Here is a 17,337-nt window from a genome sequence, read left to right on the forward strand (position 1 = left end):
CGACCGAACGAAAACAACACAGCCCCGCCCGGAGACCCCATGGCTTCCCGCATCGTCCGCGCCGCCTGCCCGCATGACTGCCCCGATACTTGTGCCTTGCTCGTCACCGTCGAGGACGGCCGCGCCGTCAAGGTAGCGGGCGACCCCGACCATCCCGGCACGCAGGGGGTGCTCTGCACCAAGGTGTCGCGCTACACCGAGCGAACCTACCACCCGGACCGCCTGCTGACGCCGATGAAGCGCGTCGGCAAGAAAGGCGAGGGCAAGTTCGCGCCGATCTCGTGGGATGAGGCGCTCGATACCATCGCCACCCGCCTGCAGGCGATCGCCGCACGCGATCCGCAGGCGATCGTGCCGTACAGCTATGCCGGCACCATGGGGCTGGTGCAGGGCGAGAGCATGGCCGCGCGCTTCTTCAACAAGCTGGGTGCGTCGCGGCTGGACCGCACCATCTGCGCCAGCGCCGGCGCCACCGCGCTGCGCTACACCTACGGCGCCAGCGTGGGCATGGACATGGAGCACGTGGTCGATGCCAGGCTGGTGATCATCTGGGGCGGCAACCCGATTGCCTCCAACCTGCACTTCTGGACCCGCGCGCAGGAGGCCAAGCGGCGCGGCGCCACGCTGGTGGCGATCGACCCGTACCGCTCGCTCAGCGCCGAGAAGTGCCACCGCCATATCGCGCCGATGCCCGGCACCGACGGCGCGCTGGCGCTGGCGATGATCCACGTGCTGATCCGCGACGGACTGCTCGACCACGACTACATCGAACGCCACACGGTTGGCTTCGAGGCGTTGCGCGAGCGCGCGCAGGCCTATCCGCCGGCGCGCGCCGCCGGGATCTGCGGCATCCCGGTCGAGGACATCGAATGGCTGGCCGGACTCTACGGCCAGCTCGCGGTGCGCGAGCGCCAGCCGGTGGCGATCCGGCTGAACTACGGCATGCAGCGCGTGCACGGCGGCGGCCAGGCGGTGCGCGCGGTGGCGTGCCTGCCATCGCTGGTGGGCGCGTGGCGCCATCCGGCGGGTGGGCTGCAGTTGTCGACCTCGGGTTTCTTCCCGATCAACGAAGCCGCGCTGCAGCGGCCGGACCTGCTGCCGGGATGGCCGCAACAACTGCCGCGCCTGGTCAACATGAGCACCATCGGCGATGCCCTGCTGGCCGAGGGTGCGCCCGGCGCGCCGCGCATCGAGGCGGTGGTGGTCTACAACAGCAACCCGGTCGCGGTGGCGCCGGAGTCCGGCAGGGTCGCCGCGGGCTTCGCGCGCGAGGACCTGTTCACGGTGGTGCTCGAGCATTTCCGCACCGACACCGCCGACTATGCCGACATCATCCTGCCCGCGACCACGCAGCTCGAGCATACCGACGTGCACAAGGCCTACGGCCATACCTACTTCCTGGCCAACAACGCCGCCATCGCGCCGCTGGGCGAGGCCCTGCCCAACACCGAGATCTTCCGCCGGCTGGCGCAGCGCATGGGCTTTACCGAGGCCTGCTTTGCCGACAGCGACGAGGCCATCGCCGCGCAGGCGATCCTGCCGGACGATGCGCGCGCGGCCGGCATCAGCTGGGAGTCGCTGAAAGCGCAGGGCTGGCAGAAGCTGGCGCTGCCGGCGGCGCCGTTCGCCGAGGGCGGCTTCCCCACGGCATCGGGCAAGTGCCAGTTCTATTCCGAGCCGATGGCGCGCGACGGCTTCGACCCGCTGCCCGACTACGTGCCGCAGTATGAAGCGCCGCAGACCGCGCCGGAACTGGCGGCACGCTATCCGCTGGCGATGATCTCGCCGCCGGCGCGCAATTTCCTTAACAGCTCGTTCGTCAACGTCGACAGCCTGCGCGCCACCGAGGGCGAGCCGCACCTGGACATCCATCCGGCCGACGCCGCGGAGCGCGGCATCGTGCACGGCGCGCTGGTGCGGGCCTTCAATGACCGCGGCAGCATGGTGGCGCGCGCGCGCGTGACCGATCGCGCCCGGCGCGGCCTGGTGGTGGGGCTGTCGATCTGGTGGAAGAAGCTTGCATCCGACGGCAAGAACGCCAATGAGCTGACCAGCCAGCGCCTGACCGACCTGGGCCGCGCGCCGGTGTTCTACGACTGCCTGGTGCAGGTCGAAGCCTGCGCGCAAGGGGCAGTCGAGGCGGCATGACGCGGCCGCGCGCCCGCCGCGGCTGGGCGGCACTCGTTGGGGCGGCGGCGCTGTCGGCCCTGGTGCTGCTGACGGCGGGATGCGAGGCGGTCGGCTACTACGCGCAGTCGATCGGCGGCCATCTTGGCGTGATGGCCCAGGCGCAGCCGCTGACCGACGCGATCGCCAGCGCGCGCGACGCCAACGATGCGCGCCTGGCCCAGCGGCTGGCGCTGGCCGGCCGCATGCGCGACTTCGCCTCGCGCGAGCTGAAGCTGCCCGACAACGGCAGCTACCGCCGCTACGCCAACCTGCACCGGCCCTATGTGGTGTGGAGCGTGTTCGCCACGCCGGAGCTGTCGATGGAGCTGCGCAAGTGGTGCTTCCCCATCGTCGGCTGCATCAGCTACCGCGGCTACTACGCCCAGTCCGACGCCGAGCAGTACGCGCAAGGCCTGCGCCGCGACGGGCTCGAGACCTATGTGGCCGGCGTCCCCGCCTATTCGACGCTGGGCTATTTCGACGACCCGCTGCTCAACACTTTCGTCTACCTGCCCGAGGGCGAGCTGGCGCGGCTGATCTTTCATGAACTGGCGCACCAGGTGGTGTACGTGCGCAACGACACCGCGTTCAACGAGTCCTTCGCCACCGCGGTCGAAGCGGCCGGCGTGGAGCGCTGGCTGGACCAGGATGCGTCGGAGGACGCGCGTACCAGCTATCGCCAGTACGATGCCCGGCGCCAGCAGTTCCGCGCGCTGCTGCTGGGCACGCGCGACCGGCTGGTGGCGCTGTACCAGACCCCCCTCGACGACGCCGCCAAGCGCGAGGGCAAGGCGAAGATCTTTGCCGACCTGCGCGCCGGCTATGCCCGGCTGCGCGCGGAGTGGGGCGGCTACAGCGGCTATGACCGCTGGTTCGACCAGCCGCTGACCAACGCCCACCTGGCCGCGGTGGCGACCTACCAGCAATGGGTGCCGGCGTTTACCGCGTTGCTGGCGCGCTGCGACGGCGACTGGCAGCGCTTCTACGACGAGGCGCGCCGCATCGGCGCGCTGCCCGCGCGCGAGCGCGAGGCGGCATTGCGCCGGCTGGCGCCGCCGGCGACCCGCACCGACACGCTGACCGCGGGCGCCAAGGCCGCCGTCAACTAGGCCGCAGGCAGTCCCTGGGCGGGAAACCACGGTGCTGCGCTCCCCGCGCCGCGTGCGAGAATGCCGTCATGTCGATTGCTCCCAGATCCGAACCGCTGGCCCCGCCGTCGGGCGCGCCCACGGAGCCCCAGCCGGCCCGCGCGCATATCGCCGAGCGCCAGGAGGCGCGCCGCCGGCAGATCCTCGATACCGCCGCGCAGCTGTTCTACAGCAAGGGCTACCCCGGCATGACCATGAACGACCTGTGCCGCGCGCTGGGCGTGACCAAGCCGGCGGTCTACTACTACTTCACCGACAAGTACGAGATCTTCGACATCCTGTGCCGCGAGTCGGCCCAGACCTGCCTGCCCGTGATCCGCGAGACCGCGGACCCGGCGCAACCCGTGCAGCCCCGCCTGCATGCCTGCCTGCTGGAGATGGCGCGGCGCTGCATCGCTTGCCACGTGCCGGCCACGCTGAGCTTCCGCGACCGGCAGTACCTGCGCCCGGACACCGTGTCATGGCTCGACAGCATGGCACGGGATTTCTATCGCGACCTCTATGCGCTACTGGAGGAAGGCAAGCGCGAAGGCGTGTTCGCCTTTGGCGACGCGCGCGTGACCGCGCATGCGATCGGCAGTGTGGTCGGGTTCCTTTACACCTGGCACGAACCCGGGCGCACCGACCCTGAAATCCTGGCGCAGGAACTCGCAGCCAGCATGATGAAGCTGGTGCTGCCCAGCGACGGTTGAGCGCGGCGCGGGCACCTAGGGGTTATCCCGCTGCCTATGTCCGATCGGTGGCGCATAATGCTCGCCATGGGTGCAAAGGATAGGCGGACGCCCCTGAGGACTTCGTCTAAGTTGTTGTTTTAACCGGGGCGCACGTTTAGCATCTCGGAAAAATCGAACGACCATTCAGAAATTCAGGAGACGGTGCTATGGAAAGAATTTGGCTGAAACACTACCCGGCCGGCGTGCCTGCCGAGATCGATGCCAGCCAGTTCCGCTCGCTCGCTGCGCTGCTCGAGGCGTCTTTCCACAGCTATGCCGACCGCAAGGCCTTTATCTGCATGGACAAGGCCATCACCTACGGTGAACTGGACCGGCTCTCGACCCATTTTGCCGCATGGCTGCAGTCGCGCGGGCTGCGTCCCGGCGCGCGCGTGGCGATCATGATGCCCAACGTGCTGCAATACCCGGTGGTGCTGGCCGCGGTGCTGCGCGCGGGATTCGTGGTGGTCAACGTCAACCCGCTCTATACCCCGCGCGAGCTCGAGCACCAGCTCAAGGACAGCGGCGCCGAAGCCATCGTGATCCTGGAGAACTTCGCCGCGACACTGCAGCAGGTGCTGCCCCGGACCCCGGTCAAGCACGTGGTGGTGGCCAGTATGGGCGACATGCTGGGCGGGCTGAAGGGCGCGATCGTCAATTTCGTCGTGCGCAACGTCAAGAAGATGGTGCCGGCATGGGAACTGCCCAACTGCGTGCGCTTCAACAGCGTGCTGGCCGAAGGCCGCAAGCTGGCGCTGCAGCCGGCCACCACCGGCCCCGACGACATCGCCTTCCTGCAGTACACCGGCGGCACCACGGGGGTGTCCAAGGGCGCGGTGCTGCTGCACCGGAACGTGGTCGCCAACGTGCTGCAGTCCGAGGCATGGATGCAGCCGGCGCTGAACAAGGGCGCCCATATCGACCAGCCCATCACCATCACGGCGCTGCCGCTGTACCACATCTTCGCGCTGACGGTCTGCTGCCTGCTGGGCATGCGCAGCGGCGGTACCAGCGTGCTGATCCCGAATCCGCGCGACATCCCGGGCTTCATCAAGGAACTGCAGAAGTACAAGTTCAACATGTTCCCGGCCGTCAACACGCTGTACAACGCGCTGCTCAACAACCCGGAGATCGGCAAGGTCGACTTCTCCGGCCTGCGCGTCGCCAACGGCGGCGGCATGGCGGTGCAGGAGGCGGTGGCCAAGCAATGGCTGGCCAAGACCGGCTGCCCCATCATCGAGGGCTACGGCCTGTCCGAGACCTCGCCGTCGGCCACCTGCAACCCGACCGACACCGATGCGTTCTCGGGCACCATCGGCATGCCGCTGCCGTCGACCGAAGTCGTGATCCGCGACGACGACGGCAACGACGTGCCGCTGGGCCAGCCCGGCGAGATCTGCATCCGCGGCCCGCAGGTGATGGCCGGCTACTGGAACCGCCCGGACGAGACCGCCAAGGTCATGAGCGCGGACGGGTTCTTCAAGACCGGCGACATCGGCGTGATGGACGAGCGCGGCTACACGAAGATCGTCGACCGCAAGAAGGACATGATCCTGGTGTCGGGCTTCAACGTCTATCCGAACGAAGTCGAAGGCGTGGTGGCGGAATGCCCGGGCGTGCTCGAAGTGGCGGCGGTCGGCGTGCCGGACACGCACTCGGGCGAGGTGGTCAAGCTGTTCGTGGTGAAGAAGGACCCGGCGCTGACCGAGGCCGACGTGATCGAATTCTGCAAGGAGCGCCTGACCGGCTACAAGCGGCCCAAGTACGTCGAGTTCCGCACCGAGTTGCCGAAGACCAACGTCGGCAAGATCCTGCGCCGCGAACTGCGCGACAGCCGCGCGGCAGCCTGATCGCGGTCCTCCCGCCACGGCAAACGACAACGGCCTCCTCGGAGGCCGTTGTGCGTTCAGGCGGGGCCATTCAGGCTCAGCACTCGTTCGACGGCGCCAGGCGCGCCTCCTGGCCGCCGTCGGGGTAGATCACGCGCACGCAGGCGCCCGGCTCCAGCCCCGGTGCCGCCGGCGCGTTGGCCGATACCATCGCGCCGTCCAGCGTGCGCACCTTGTACTGGAACAGGTCCACCTGCTGCACCGGCGCCGGCTTGTTGAACAGCCGGCTCAGGTCGAAGGCGAAGCCCACGCCGACCCCGCCGCCGTGGCCGCCACTGGCAGCACCCACGCCGACGCTGGTGCCGCCGCCGTAGTAGGAAGGCACCTGGGCCACGTCCAGCCGGGTCAGGAACACTCTTTCGGTGACGCGGCCGAGCTTGATGGTGGCGTTCACCGGGGTGACCTGCGGTGGCGGCGGCGTGCTGCTGCAGGCGGCCAGCACCGGCAGCACGGCGCACAGGGTAAGGATGGCAAGCGGTTTCATGGCGAGATCAGGCCGGATTTGAGCCGGCCAAGCAGTCGGAACAAGGCGCGCCGGTCGGTCTCGGCCAGGCCCGAGAACAGTTGCCCGATCCAGTCCTCATGCGCGCGCGCCATGCGCGAGAACGCGGCGCGCCCGGCCGGCGTCAGGCGGATCAGATAGGCGCGCCGATCGGTGGGCAGGGCTTCGCGCGAGACCAGCCCTTCCTGCTGCAGCTGGTCGGTGATGCCCGTAACGTTGCCGCCGGTCACCATCATGCGGCGCGACAGTTCGCCCATCTTGAGCCCTTCGGGGTGGCGGTCGAGCTGCGCCATCAGGTCGAAGCGGGGCAAAGTACAGGCGAAGTCCTGGCGCAGCCGCGAGCGGATATCGGCTTCGATCAGGTTGGTGCAGGTCAGCAGCCGCAGCCACAGCCGCAGGGCCTCGTGCTCGGTGTGGTCGGCGCGGGTTTCGAGGTCGACCGGCGCGCTCTCGGCGCCGGCCGCAGGAGACAGGTTTGGCATCTTCGGTGCGGCCCGGGGTGGCAGGTGTGCGGCAAGCGCCGCCGAGGCCGCCCACGCTGCGGGCGGCCGACATTTGATGCCTCAAGTATATGCGCGATAGATACCCGATAAGCGCAGCGGCCCTGCCGGCGATCAATTCAAGCCGATCCAGCGCGATCCGGCGTCAATCCACCTTGGCGCCCGAATCCTTGACCACCTTGGCCCATTTCGTGGTTTCGGCGCGAATGAAGGCGGCGAACTGCTCGGGCGTGTTGCCGACCGGCTCGGCGCCCTGCGCCTGCAGCCGCTCGCGCACGGCCGGGGCGCCCAGCGCCTTGGCCACTTCCTGCTGGATGCGCTGGATCACCTCCGGCGGCGTGCCCGCCGGCGCCAGCATGCCGAACCAGGAACTGGCCTCGTATTGCGGCAGGCCGGCCGCCTGGGCGATGGTCGGCACGCCCGGCAGCGCCGGCGACGGTTTGGCGCTGGTCACCGCCAGCGCCTTGAGCTTGCCGCTCTTGATCAGCGCCATCGACGACGGCAGGTTGTCGAACATCACCTGCATGGTGCCGCCCGCCAGGTCGGTCAGCGCGGGACCGCTGCCCTTGTACGGGAAGTGCACCATGAAGGTCCGGGTTTGCGTCTTGAACAGCTCGCCGGCCAGGTGGATCGAGGTGCCGTTGCCGCTCGAGGCCATGTTGATCTTGCCGGGGTTGGCGCGCGCATAGGCGATCAGGTCCTTGACGCTGTCGATCTTGTTCTGCTGCGCAAACGCAGGATTGAGCACCAGCACGTTGGGCACCGCCGCCACCTCGGTGATCGGCGCGAAGTCCTTGATCGGGTCGAACGGCAGCTTGCCGTACAGCGACTGGTTGATGCCATGGGTACCGACCGTGCCCATCAGCAGCGTGTAGCCGTCAGGCGCGGCCTTGGCGACGATGTCGGCGCCGATATTGCCGCCGGCGCCGGGCTTGTTGTCGACCACCACGTTCCAGCCGGGCAGCTTGCCCAGTTCGGCCGCCACCGCGCGCGCCAGGATGTCGGTGGTACCGCCGGCAGCGAAGGGCACCACCAGGCGGATCGGCTTGGCCGGATACGGGTCGGCGGCCAGCGCCGGCTGGCTGGCAAGCGCGCCGAGGCTGGCGGACAGCAGCAGCGCAACGACGCGCCGGCGAGTGGGTTGCATGCTTGGTCTCCTGGTGTGGCCCGCTGGATAGTCCACGGTGCGTATGGTCAGTGCATTCTAGTCGGCACCCGCGGCGGCGCCGATGAGGTGATGCCCTATGGCGTTCGCGCGCCGTGCCGGCCCATGAAAAAAGGCACCCGAAGGTGCCTTGCAGGATCGGCCCGGAAAGGCGGATCAGGCGGATCAGAACTTGTGGCGGATGCCCAGCGCGACGCCGACCATGTTGTCCTTGCCGGTGCCCAGGAAGTAGCCGTTGGCGAAGCTGATGGCCGAGGTGTCGAAGTTGACGCCGGCGTTCTTCGCGTAGGCGGTGGTCAGGTACACGTCGGTGCGCTTGGACAGGTTGTAGTCGGCGACGAACGAGATCTGCCAGGGGTTCTTGATGTTGTTGGTGGTCCCGGTTGCGGCCAGGTTCAGGTTCTTGACGTCGTCGTAGAAGTAGGCGAGCGTCAGGCCCAGCGCCGGGGTGACCTGGTAGTTGGCACCGACCCAGTAGTAGTTGTCCTTCAGGATGGTGTTGTCGTTGGCGGCCTTGTTCATGCCCCAACGGTAGCCGGCCATCAGCTTGGCCGGGCCGAAGGCGTAGCTGGCGGCGACGGCCGCCTTCTTGAAGTCGCCGGTGCCGCCGGCGGCGTTCAGGGTCGGGTTGTACTGGTCGTAGGCCGCCGAAATGCCGAACGGACCTGCTGCCCACGCCAGGCCGGCACCGTAGCCGGTGTCGCGGCGGAACTGGCCCGGGACCTCGCCGCCGCCGGCAACGCCGTTGCCGAACGACCAGTGGGCGATCGCCGTGACCGGGCCGAACTTGCCGGTGTACTTGGCGGTGTTGTCCGAGCGGAAGTTCAGGCCCAGCTGCGCCACCACCGGCTCATACTGGGTGGCGTAGCCGGTCGGCGAGAAGTTGGCCATCATGTCGAACAGCGTGGTGTACTGGCGACCGAAGGTGAAACGGCCAACCTGGGCGCTTTCCAGGCCGACATAAGCCTGACGACCGAACAGGCGGCCGCCTTGCTGGGACCTGCCATCATCGAGACCGAAACCGCTTTCGAGCACGAACAGCGCCTTCATGCCGCTGCCAAGGTCTTCCACGCCGCGCAGGCCCCAACGCGAACCGGACAGGCCGCCCGAGGTCAGCCGGAAGACGTTTTCCGCCGGGCCGACGGCCAGGCCGTTGGCGAGCGACGGCGTGACGCTGGACATGTTGCTCACGTATTCGATGTTGGCATCGACCACACCGTACAGGGTCACGCTCGATTGGGCCTGCGCCGCCCCAGCAAATGCGCCAAGCGCTGCCAGCGCCAGAAGCGATTTCTTCATGCTCGTTGATCTCCACTGTAAGAATTATTGGTGACGGCGCGGGAGAACCTCCTGATGGTCTCCATCTCCCGTGCGTCAAACTTCCTTGGAAGTTGCGAAGTACTGTAACAAACAACTTTTCGTTCACCATTGGGGCCCAACCCCTTGTCTTGTTTTAACAACTCAGGGTTTCTGAGTAGCCGGGCGTATCAATGCAAGGCGGGATGCGGGCTGGCGGCGATTAGAGGCAAGCTACAATACGGGTAATCCCGATGGCGCCCCGCCGTGCCCCGCCATGCCGCACCGCGGCCGCGCACCGTACCCTGGCGGGGGCTGGCCCGGGCACCGATTCCAACCGCCTCTGCGACATGGATACCCTGATCAAAGAATTCGACGTGGCCCTGCGCGCCATTGCCGGCGCCACGCGCTCGGCGCGCGCCAACCCGGCTGACCGGCTGGCGCCTGACACCGAACAGATGAGCGCCGACGAGCGCCGCCATGTGGCCGGCCTGATGCGCATCAACCATGTCGGCGAGGTCTGCGCCCAGGCCCTGTACCAGGCGCAGAAGCTGACCGCGCGCAACGGCGCGGTGCGCGCGCAGATGGACGCCGCCGCGCGCGAAGAGGAAGACCATCTGGCCTGGTGCGCCGAGCGCCTGCGCGAGCTGGGCTCGCGTCCGAGCCTGCTCAATCCGCTCTGGTACGCCGGCGCCTTCGCCATCGGCTGGGTCGCAGGCCGCGCGGGCGATCGCGTCAGCCTGGGCTTCGTTGCCGAGACCGAGCGCCAGGTCGAGCACCACCTCGGCGGGCACCTGGACCGCCTGCCCGAGTCCGACGGGCGCTCGCGCGCCATCCTCGAGCAGATGCGCGACGACGAGATCCGCCATGGCGACGCCGCGCGCGAGGCCGGCGGCATGCCCCTGCCCGCGCCGGTGCGGGCGCTGATGCGCGGCGCCTCGCGCGTGATGACCACCGCCGCCTACCGCATCTGAGGTCCGCCGCGCGGGATCGGGCGTCTGCCGCCCAGCCCTGAATTCAGCAGGGCTGGCGGGCAATTGTTGTATCCTCGGGGCGCGCGCCGGGACAGGTCTTTCCCGCGCGGTCGGCAGTTCTTCCGCAAGTGGTTCTCAGGTGGTTTCTCTGCTTTCCTCCCTAAGATCTTCATTTCATTAAGGATTCACTTTTCCGGTGCGTGAGGTGTGCGCGCTAAGTCATTGTTCTGATTAAAAAAAATCTCGTTTGCTGCCCCTCCTGCAGCCTTGACCGCCCATATCGCTTCCTCTAAAGTGGGAAATAGTGTGAGGAAGTGTATTTTTGTGTGAAATTGGGCCCCGGGGATGGGATGATTCTCACCATCGTCGGAACGGAAGGATTCACGCGCAGGCCGGCCGGCGAACCATTCGCAGGGCCGGCGTGGACCGGGAGCTAGCTTGTTTCAGGGAGCATCGGCGCTGTCGCTGGATGCCAAGGGGCGGATGTCGATTCCGTCGCGGCATCGCGAAGCGCTGCAACAGCAGGCCGAGGGCCGGGTGACGCTGACCAAGCACCCGGATGGCTGCCTGCTGCTGTTTCCCCGGCCCGAGTGGGAAAATTTCCGCACGCGCATTGCAGCGCTGCCGATGGATGCGCACTGGTGGAAGCGCATCTTCCTGGGCAACGCCGCCGACGTGGAAATGGACGGCGCAGGCCGGGTGCTGATCGCACCGGAGCTGCGCAGTGCCGCCATGCTCGACAAGGAAGTCATGCTGCTCGGCATGGGCAGCCATTTCGAAGTGTGGGATGCCGCAACCTACGCCGCCAAGGAACAGCAGGCGATGGCGCAGGGCATGCCCGAAGCATTGAAGAATTTCTCTTTCTGAAGAGGTCATGAGTCCTACCGGAACCCCGGCAACCCCCGCCTTGCAGCATCGCACCGTGCTGCTGGACGAGGCCGTCGACGCGCTGGTCTGGCGGCCCGACGGGGTTTATGTCGACGGCACCTTCGGCAGGGGAGGGCACAGCCGGGCGGTACTGGCCCGGCTGGGGCCAGACGGGGCCCTGGTTGCGTTCGACAAGGACCCAGCAGCAATCGCAGAAGCGGGCACCATCAAGGATGCCCGCTTCTCCATTGAGCACGCGAGCTTTGCGGCGATGGCCGAGCGCCTGGCGGGGCGCGGCCATGTCGCCGGCGTGCTGCTCGACCTGGGGATCAGCTCGCCCCAGATCGATGAGGCGGCGAGGGGGTTTTCCTTTCGTTTCGAGGGCCCGCTGGACATGCGCATGGACACCACGCGCGGCATCACTGCCGCCCAGTGGCTGGCGCAGGCGGATGAGCAGGACATTGCCAGGGTGATACGAGACTATGGGGAAGAACGGTTTGCTGTACAGATTGCAAAGGCGATTGTTGCTCGCCGGAGCCAATCCGGCGATGGCGGACCCATCGCCACTACTGCCGACCTTGCCGCGCTCGTGGCGAAAGCCGTCAAAACACGCGAGAAGGGTCAGGACCCTGCGACCCGCACCTTTCAGGCTCTACGGATTCACGTCAATCAAGAGCTTGAGGACCTCGAAAGAGGGCTGAAGGCGGCTTATGACCTGCTGCAGGTAGGGGGACGCCTGGTGGTGATCAGCTTCCATTCGCTGGAGGACCGCATCGTCAAGCGGTTCATGGCGGCGCACGCCCGTCCCCAGCAGGATGCCGACCCGGCGCTGCGCCGCGCGCCGCTGCGCGCGGCCGACCTGCCGCAACCGACGCTGCGCCTGCTCGGCCGCTACAAGCCGGGCGCCGAAGAGGTGGCCGCCAACCCGCGCGCGCGCTCGGCGGTGATGCGCGTGGCCGAGAAACTGGCGCCTGCCGTGCCGGCCGCCGGCGGAGGTGCGCGCGCATGAACCGCCTGACCTTCTTCCTGCTGGCCGCGCTGATCCTGTGCGCGCTGTCGCTGGTGAGCGCGCAGCACCAGGCGCGCACGCTGTTCGTCGCGCTCGAGCGTGCCCAGGCGGAAGAGCGGCAGCTCGATATCGACTGGTCGCGCCTGCAATACCAGCAGAGCGCGCTGGGCAAGAGCGCGCGCATTGCCGATGCCGCGCGCGCGCAGCTGAAGATGGCGCCGGTCAACCCCGGCAAGACCCAGTATCTGTCCGGCATCGTGCTGCCGCCGGCACCGTCCGCGCCGGCCAGCGCAGCGGAGGCGCGCTGATGAGCATGGCCCGCCCCAACCCGCCCCGCCGTGACCGCAACGGCACCGCCTCGCGCCCGCGCAGCGGGCAGTTCGCCGCCAGCCCGGTGCTGGGCCTGCGCCTGCCGATGTGGCGCTCCAAGCTGGTGGTGTTCCTGATGTTTGCCGCGTTCGTCGCGCTGGCCGTGCGTGCGGCGTGGATCCAGGGGCCCGGCAACCAGTTCTACGAGGCCGAGGGCAAGAAGCGCTTCCAGCGTACGCTCGAACTGCCGGCCACGCGCGGCAAGATTCTCGACCGCAACGGCCTGGTGCTGGCCACCAGCCTGCCGGTCAAGGCGATCTGGGCGGTGCCCGAGGACGTGCCCAACCAGGTCGAGGCCGGCAAGATCCGTCAGCTGGCCAGGCTGCTCGGCATGTCCGAGAAGGACCTGGGCAAGAAGCTGTCCGAGGACAAGGGCTTTGTCTACCTGAAGCGCCAGGTGCTGCCCGACGTCGCCGACAAGATCGCCGCGCTGAAGATCGACGGCATCCACCAGACCCGCGAATACAAGCGCTTCTACCCGGAAGGGGAGGCGATGGCGCATATCGTCGGCTTCACCAACGTCGAGGATCGCGGCCAGGAAGGCGTCGAGCTGGCGCGCGAGAGCGGCCTGGCCGGCCGCGCCGGCGCGCGCCAGGTGATCAAGGACCGGCTCGGCCGCGTGGTCGAGGACATCGGCGTGCTCAAGACCCCGCGCGACGGCGAGGACATCCAGCTGTCGATCGACGCCAAGATCCAGTACCTGGCCTACAACGAACTCAAGGCCGTGGTCGACAAGCACAAGGCCAAGGCCGCCAGCGCGGTGGTGCTCGACGCCCAGACCGGCGAAGTGCTGGCGCTGGCCAACTGGCCCACCTACAACCCCAACGACCGCACCCGGCTGTCGGGCGAACAGCTGCGCAACCGCGTGCTGACCGACACCTTCGAGCCGGGCTCGATGATGAAGCCGATCACGGTGGGGCTGGCGCTGCAGCTCAAGCGCGTGTCGCCGTCGACGGTGATCGCCACCACCGGCAAGTACAACTTCGAAGGCGCCACCATCACCGACACCCACAACTATGGCGCGCTCACCGTCACCGGCGTGATCCAGAAGTCGTCCAACATCGGCACGACCAAGATCGCGATGATGATGAAGCCGCAGGAAATGTGGGACATGTACACCAGCATCGGCCTCGGGCAGGCGCCCAAGATCGGCTTCCCCGGCGCGGTGGCCGGGCGCGTGCGCCCGTACAAGAGCTGGCGCCCGATCGAGCAGGCCACCATGTCGTACGGCTACGGCCTGTCGGTGTCGCTGTTCCAGATGGCGCATGCCTACACCATCTTCGCGCATGACGGCGAGCTGATCCCGGTGACGATGTTCCGTACCAACGGCCCCGCCACCGGCGAGCGCATCCTGTCGCCGCAGGTGGCGCGCGACGTGCGCGCGATGATGGAAACCGTGACCGCGCCCGGCGGCACCGCGCCCGAGGCGCAGGTGATGGGCTACCGCGTCGGCGGCAAGACCGGCACCGCCTACAAGCATGAAGGACGCGGCTACAACCGCAGCAAGTACCGCGCCTCGTTCATCGGCCTGGCGCCGATGTCGAACCCGCGCATCATCGTCGCCGTCAGCGTGGACGAGCCCACCGCCGGCAGCCACTACGGCGGCCTGGTGGCCGGCCCCGCGTTCGCGGCCATCACCGGCGGCACGCTGCGCGCGCTGAACGTCCAGCCCGATTCGCCGATCCGCCAGCTGGTGGTCAGCGACAAGGTGCAGGAAAGCGAACCGTGGAGTTCGACCCAATGAGATCGACCCGATGACGGCCAAGCCCCTGCTCCCCCTCGAGGTCACCGCCCAGGCCAGCAACGCGCTGGCCTGGCTGCGTACCAACGTGGCCGCCGCGGCGCAGCTGAGCGGCGATACCCGGCGCCTGGCGCGCGGCGATGTGTTCTTCGCCTACGTGCTGGGCAACGACCGCTTGGCCACCGATGGCCGCCCCTATATCGCCCAGGCGATCGCCGCCGGCGCCGGCGCCGTGGTCTACGAGGCCGACGGCTTCGACTGGCCCTTTGGCGATGCCGTGCCGCACCTGGCCGTGAGCCGCCTGCACCAGCTGGCCGGCCCGATCGCCGCCGGCTGGCACGGCAACCCGGCGCGCGGCCTGGCGGTGACCGGCATCACCGGCACCAACGGCAAGACCTCGTGCAGCCAGTGGCTGGCGCGGGTGCTGCAGGCCGCCGGCACGCGCTGCGCGACCATCGGCACGCTCGGCACCGGCTTTCCCGATGCGCTGCAGGCCACCGGCTTCACCACGCCCGACGCGGTGCAGCTGCAGGCCAGCCTGGCCACGCTGCACGATAACGGCGCGCGCGCCGTGGCGATGGAAGTGTCCTCGCACGGCCTCGAGCAGGAACGCGTGGCGGGCACGCATTTCACGGTGGCGGTGCTGACCAACCTGACCCAGGACCACCTCGACTACCACGGCTCGATGGCCGAGTACGAGGCCGCCAAGGCGCGCCTGTTCCGCTGGGACGGCCTGCGCAGCGCGGTGATCAACCGCGACGACGGCATGGGCCAGCGCCTGCTGGCGGCCGACGCCGCCGCCGTGGCCGCGCCGCACGTGATCGAATACGGCATCGACGGCCCCGCCGCCGCCACGGTGCGCGGCCCGCGCGGCGCATGGCTGCGCGCCACCAATGTGCGCGCCACCGCCACCGGCACCGCCTTCCATATCGACGGCAGCTTCGGCCACGCCGAGATGGCGACGCCGATGATCGGCGCCTTCAACGTCAGCAACCTGCTGGCGGTGCTGGGCGCCGCGCTGGCCAACGGCGTGGCATGGGACGCGGCGATCGCCGCGCTGCGGGCGCTCGCACCGGTGGAAGGACGCATGGAGCTGTTCGGTGCAGGCAGTGGCCACGACGCCGCGCAGGCGCCGCTGGCGGTGGTCGACTATGCCCACACCCCCGACGCGCTCGAGCAGACGCTGGCCGCGCTGCGCCCGGTGGCGCAGGCGCGCAACGGCCGCCTGTGGTGCGTGTTCGGCTGCGGCGGCGACCGCGATCCGATCAAGCGCCCGCTGATGGGCGCCGTGGCCGAGCGCCTGGCCGACGAAATCGTGCTGACCAGCGACAACCCGCGCAGCGAAGACCCGCAGGACATCCTCGACGCGATTGCCGACGGCATGGCCGAGCGCGCGCGCGGGCGCCAGATCGAAGACCGCGCCGCCGCCATCCTCTACGCCGTGCGCCACGCGGCGCCGGCCGACGTGGTGCTGGTGGCGGGCAAGGGCCACGAGGCCACCCAGGAGATCCAGGGCCGCAAGCGGCCGTTCTCGGATCGCGAACACGTACGGCTGGCACTGGCCACGCGCGGAGTATCGGCATGAGCCAGACCACCATGACCACCTTGCAACAGGCCGCCGGCTGGATCGCCGGCGCGCGCATTTGCGGCGACGGCGCCGTGCCGTTCGCGCGCGTGCATACCGACAGCCGCAGCGTCGCGCCCGGCGACCTGTTCGTGGCGCTGCGCGGCGAGCGCTTCGACGCGCACGACTTCATTGCCGACGTGGTCGCGCGCGGCGCCGCCGCGGTGCTGGTGAGCCGCGAGGTCGATGCCGGGGTGCCGGCCATTGTCGCGCCGGACACGCGCATTGCGCTGGGCGAGCTCGGTGCCGGCTGGCGCCGCCAGTTCACGCTGCCGGCGGTGGCGGTGACCGGCAGCAATGGCAAGACCACGGTCAAGGAAATGATTGCGGCGATCTTCGCCGCGGCCGTCGGCGAGGACCAGCGCCTGGCCACCGGCGGCAACCTGAACAATGATATCGGGCTGCCGCTGACGGTGCTGCGCCTGCGCGCCACGCACAGGCTGGCGGTGCTGGAACTCGGCATGAACCATCCGGGCGAGACGGTCTACCTGGCCGGCATCGCCCAGCCCACCGTGGCGGTGATCACCAACGCGCAGCGCGAGCACCAGGAGTTCATGGTCAGCGTGGAAGCGGTGGCACACGAGCACGCCGCCGCGATCGCGGCGCTGCCTGCCGACGGCGTGGCGGTATTCCCGCTCGACGCGGAAAGCGGCGGCGCCTACGCCCCGGTGTGGCGCGCGGCCGCGGGCACGCGCCGCGTGCTGTCGTTCGGCACCTCGCAGCAGGCCGACGTGCATGCCACCGTGGAACTGGTCGACGGCGTGCACGTGATGAAGGTGCGCGCGCCGGGCCATGCCTTCGAGGTGCGGCTGGCGCTGCTGGGCGAGCACAACGTGCGCAACGCGCTGGCGGCGATCGCCTGCGCGCTCGCCGCGGGCGTGCACGTGCCGGCCATCCAGGCGGGCCTGGCGGAGTTCAAGCCCGTGAAGGGGCGGCTGCAGGTCAAGTACACGCCGGCCGGCACCGTGGTGATCGACGACACCTACAACGCCAACCCCGACTCGATGCGCGCCGCCATCGATGTGCTGGCCGGCTTTGCCGCGCCGCGCGTGCTGGTGCTGGGCGATATGGGCGAAGTGGGCGACCAGGGGCCGGCGTTCCACGAAGAGATCGGTGCCTACGCCCAGGCGCGCGGCATCGACGTGCTGTGGGCCACCGGCGATCTGGCGCTGCACGCGGTGCAGGCGTTCGGCGCCAACGGCCGCCATTTCGGCAGCGCGCAAGACCTGGCAAAGGCCTTGGAGGAAGACAGCGGGGGCATGGTGGCGCAAGCGGGCGCCGTGCTGGTGAAGGGATCGCGCTTCATGCGCATGGAACGGATGGTCGCGGCGCTGGTCGCAGACACTTCCGCACACTAAATAAGACAACACG

The 17,337-nt window shown here is 68.8% G+C and carries 15 protein-coding genes; 11 read left to right on the forward strand and 4 right to left on the reverse strand.

Annotation, left to right across the window (positions count from 1 at the left end; genetic code table 11):
* Positions 1 to 39 precede the first annotated feature (39 nt).
* The 4 genes from C7416_RS11400 (at position 40) to C7416_RS11415 (ending at position 5,880) form a co-directional block, all read left to right on the forward strand.
* Entirely contained in the window at positions 40 to 2,148 is a 2,109-nt protein-coding gene (locus C7416_RS11400) for a molybdopterin-containing oxidoreductase family protein (RefSeq protein ID WP_111519079.1), read from the forward strand.
* The gene (locus tag C7416_RS11405) at positions 2,145 to 3,278 is read left to right on the forward strand and encodes an aminopeptidase (RefSeq protein WP_111519080.1); all 1,134 of its coding nucleotides are present in this window, start codon (positions 2,145 to 2,147) and stop codon (positions 3,276 to 3,278) included. Before C7416_RS11400 ends, C7416_RS11405 begins: the two co-directional genes overlap by 4 nt.
* A 68-nt stretch (positions 3,279 to 3,346) precedes the next feature.
* A complete protein-coding gene (locus C7416_RS11410) occupies positions 3,347 to 4,009 on the forward strand; it encodes a TetR/AcrR family transcriptional regulator (RefSeq protein ID WP_111519081.1) in 663 nt (220 codons plus the stop codon).
* Between the two features lie 188 nt (positions 4,010 to 4,197).
* Positions 4,198 to 5,880 carry a long-chain fatty acid--CoA ligase gene (locus tag C7416_RS11415; RefSeq protein ID WP_111519082.1) on the forward strand — a complete coding sequence of 561 codons (1,683 nt, stop codon included), beginning with the start codon at positions 4,198 to 4,200 and terminating at the stop codon, positions 5,878 to 5,880.
* 76 nt (positions 5,881 to 5,956) lie between these two features.
* Here the strand turns inward: C7416_RS11415 and C7416_RS11420 are convergent, their stop codons facing one another.
* From C7416_RS11420 to C7416_RS11435, 4 genes are all read right to left on the reverse strand, one after another.
* Complete coding sequence (locus C7416_RS11420; protein ID WP_111519083.1) at positions 5,957 to 6,403, reverse strand: hypothetical protein; 447 nt, start codon at positions 6,401 to 6,403, stop codon at positions 5,957 to 5,959.
* Positions 6,400 to 6,903, reverse strand: a complete 504-nt coding sequence (locus C7416_RS11425) for a MarR family winged helix-turn-helix transcriptional regulator (RefSeq protein WP_062801825.1) — start codon at positions 6,901 to 6,903, stop codon at positions 6,400 to 6,402. The genes C7416_RS11420 and C7416_RS11425 overlap by 4 nt, the downstream gene beginning before the upstream one ends.
* Before the next feature lie 163 nt (positions 6,904 to 7,066).
* Positions 7,067 to 8,068 (reverse strand): Bug family tripartite tricarboxylate transporter substrate binding protein, encoded by a 1,002-nt coding sequence (locus C7416_RS11430; RefSeq protein ID WP_111519084.1) that lies wholly within the window; start codon positions 8,066 to 8,068, stop codon positions 7,067 to 7,069.
* Positions 8,069 to 8,251: 183 nt separating this feature from the next.
* Entirely contained in the window at positions 8,252 to 9,385 is a 1,134-nt protein-coding gene (locus tag C7416_RS11435) for a porin (RefSeq protein WP_111519085.1), read from the reverse strand.
* A 347-nt stretch (positions 9,386 to 9,732) separates the two neighbouring features.
* On the opposite strand from C7416_RS11435, the gene coq7 reads away from it, so the two are divergent.
* The 7 genes from coq7 (at position 9,733) to C7416_RS11470 (ending at position 17,324) form a co-directional block, all read left to right on the forward strand.
* Positions 9,733 to 10,356, forward strand: a complete 624-nt coding sequence (coq7, locus tag C7416_RS11440) for a 2-polyprenyl-3-methyl-6-methoxy-1,4-benzoquinone monooxygenase (protein ID WP_111519086.1) — start codon at positions 9,733 to 9,735, stop codon at positions 10,354 to 10,356.
* A gap of 438 nt (positions 10,357 to 10,794) precedes the next feature.
* Positions 10,795 to 11,223, forward strand: coding sequence for a division/cell wall cluster transcriptional repressor MraZ (mraZ, locus tag C7416_RS11445; RefSeq protein ID WP_018006227.1), 429 nt, complete (start codon positions 10,795 to 10,797; stop codon positions 11,221 to 11,223).
* Between the two features lie 7 nt (positions 11,224 to 11,230).
* Positions 11,231 to 12,232, forward strand: coding sequence for a 16S rRNA (cytosine(1402)-N(4))-methyltransferase RsmH (gene rsmH, locus C7416_RS11450; RefSeq protein WP_111519087.1), 1,002 nt, complete (start codon positions 11,231 to 11,233; stop codon positions 12,230 to 12,232).
* Complete coding sequence (gene ftsL, locus C7416_RS11455; protein ID WP_018006229.1) at positions 12,229 to 12,540, forward strand: cell division protein FtsL; 312 nt, start codon at positions 12,229 to 12,231, stop codon at positions 12,538 to 12,540. Before rsmH ends, ftsL begins: the two co-directional genes overlap by 4 nt.
* Complete coding sequence (locus tag C7416_RS11460) at positions 12,540 to 14,345, forward strand: peptidoglycan D,D-transpeptidase FtsI family protein (protein WP_111519088.1); 1,806 nt, start codon at positions 12,540 to 12,542, stop codon at positions 14,343 to 14,345. Before ftsL ends, C7416_RS11460 begins: the two co-directional genes overlap by 1 nt.
* A 10-nt stretch (positions 14,346 to 14,355) precedes the next feature.
* On the forward strand, positions 14,356 to 15,927 hold the full coding sequence (locus C7416_RS11465) for a UDP-N-acetylmuramoyl-L-alanyl-D-glutamate--2,6-diaminopimelate ligase (protein ID WP_111519089.1): 1,572 nt from the start codon (positions 14,356 to 14,358) through the stop codon (positions 15,925 to 15,927).
* Positions 15,924 to 17,324 carry a UDP-N-acetylmuramoyl-tripeptide--D-alanyl-D-alanine ligase gene (locus C7416_RS11470; protein WP_111519090.1) on the forward strand — a complete coding sequence of 467 codons (1,401 nt, stop codon included), beginning with the start codon at positions 15,924 to 15,926 and terminating at the stop codon, positions 17,322 to 17,324. The genes C7416_RS11465 and C7416_RS11470 overlap by 4 nt, the downstream gene beginning before the upstream one ends.
* Positions 17,325 to 17,337 lie beyond the last annotated feature (13 nt).

This window comes from Cupriavidus phytorum (genome assembly GCF_003254285.1).
GTDB classification, from domain to species: Bacteria; Pseudomonadota; Gammaproteobacteria; order Burkholderiales; family Burkholderiaceae; genus Cupriavidus; species Cupriavidus phytorum.

Coding starts and splice junctions, on each gene's coding strand:
- C7416_RS11400 (WP_111519079.1), top strand. CDS start 40: ATGGCTTCCCGCATCGTCCGCGCCGCCTGCCCGCATGACTGCCCCGAT.
- C7416_RS11405 (WP_111519080.1), top strand. CDS start 2,145: ATGACGCGGCCGCGCGCCCGCCGCGGCTGGGCGGCACTCGTTGGGGCG.
- C7416_RS11410 (WP_111519081.1), top strand. CDS start 3,347: ATGTCGATTGCTCCCAGATCCGAACCGCTGGCCCCGCCGTCGGGCGCG.
- C7416_RS11415 (WP_111519082.1), top strand. CDS start 4,198: ATGGAAAGAATTTGGCTGAAACACTACCCGGCCGGCGTGCCTGCCGAG.
- C7416_RS11420 (WP_111519083.1), bottom strand. CDS start 6,403: ATGAAACCGCTTGCCATCCTTACCCTGTGCGCCGTGCTGCCGGTGCTG.
- C7416_RS11425 (WP_062801825.1), bottom strand. CDS start 6,903: ATGCCAAACCTGTCTCCTGCGGCCGGCGCCGAGAGCGCGCCGGTCGAC.
- C7416_RS11430 (WP_111519084.1), bottom strand. CDS start 8,068: ATGCAACCCACTCGCCGGCGCGTCGTTGCGCTGCTGCTGTCCGCCAGC.
- C7416_RS11435 (WP_111519085.1), bottom strand. CDS start 9,385: ATGAAGAAATCGCTTCTGGCGCTGGCAGCGCTTGGCGCATTTGCTGGG.
- coq7 (WP_111519086.1), top strand. CDS start 9,733: ATGGATACCCTGATCAAAGAATTCGACGTGGCCCTGCGCGCCATTGCC.
- rsmH (WP_111519087.1), top strand. CDS start 11,231: ATGAGTCCTACCGGAACCCCGGCAACCCCCGCCTTGCAGCATCGCACC.
- ftsL (WP_018006229.1), top strand. CDS start 12,229: ATGAACCGCCTGACCTTCTTCCTGCTGGCCGCGCTGATCCTGTGCGCG.
- C7416_RS11460 (WP_111519088.1), top strand. CDS start 12,540: ATGAGCATGGCCCGCCCCAACCCGCCCCGCCGTGACCGCAACGGCACC.
- C7416_RS11465 (WP_111519089.1), top strand. CDS start 14,356: ATGACGGCCAAGCCCCTGCTCCCCCTCGAGGTCACCGCCCAGGCCAGC.
- C7416_RS11470 (WP_111519090.1), top strand. CDS start 15,924: ATGAGCCAGACCACCATGACCACCTTGCAACAGGCCGCCGGCTGGATC.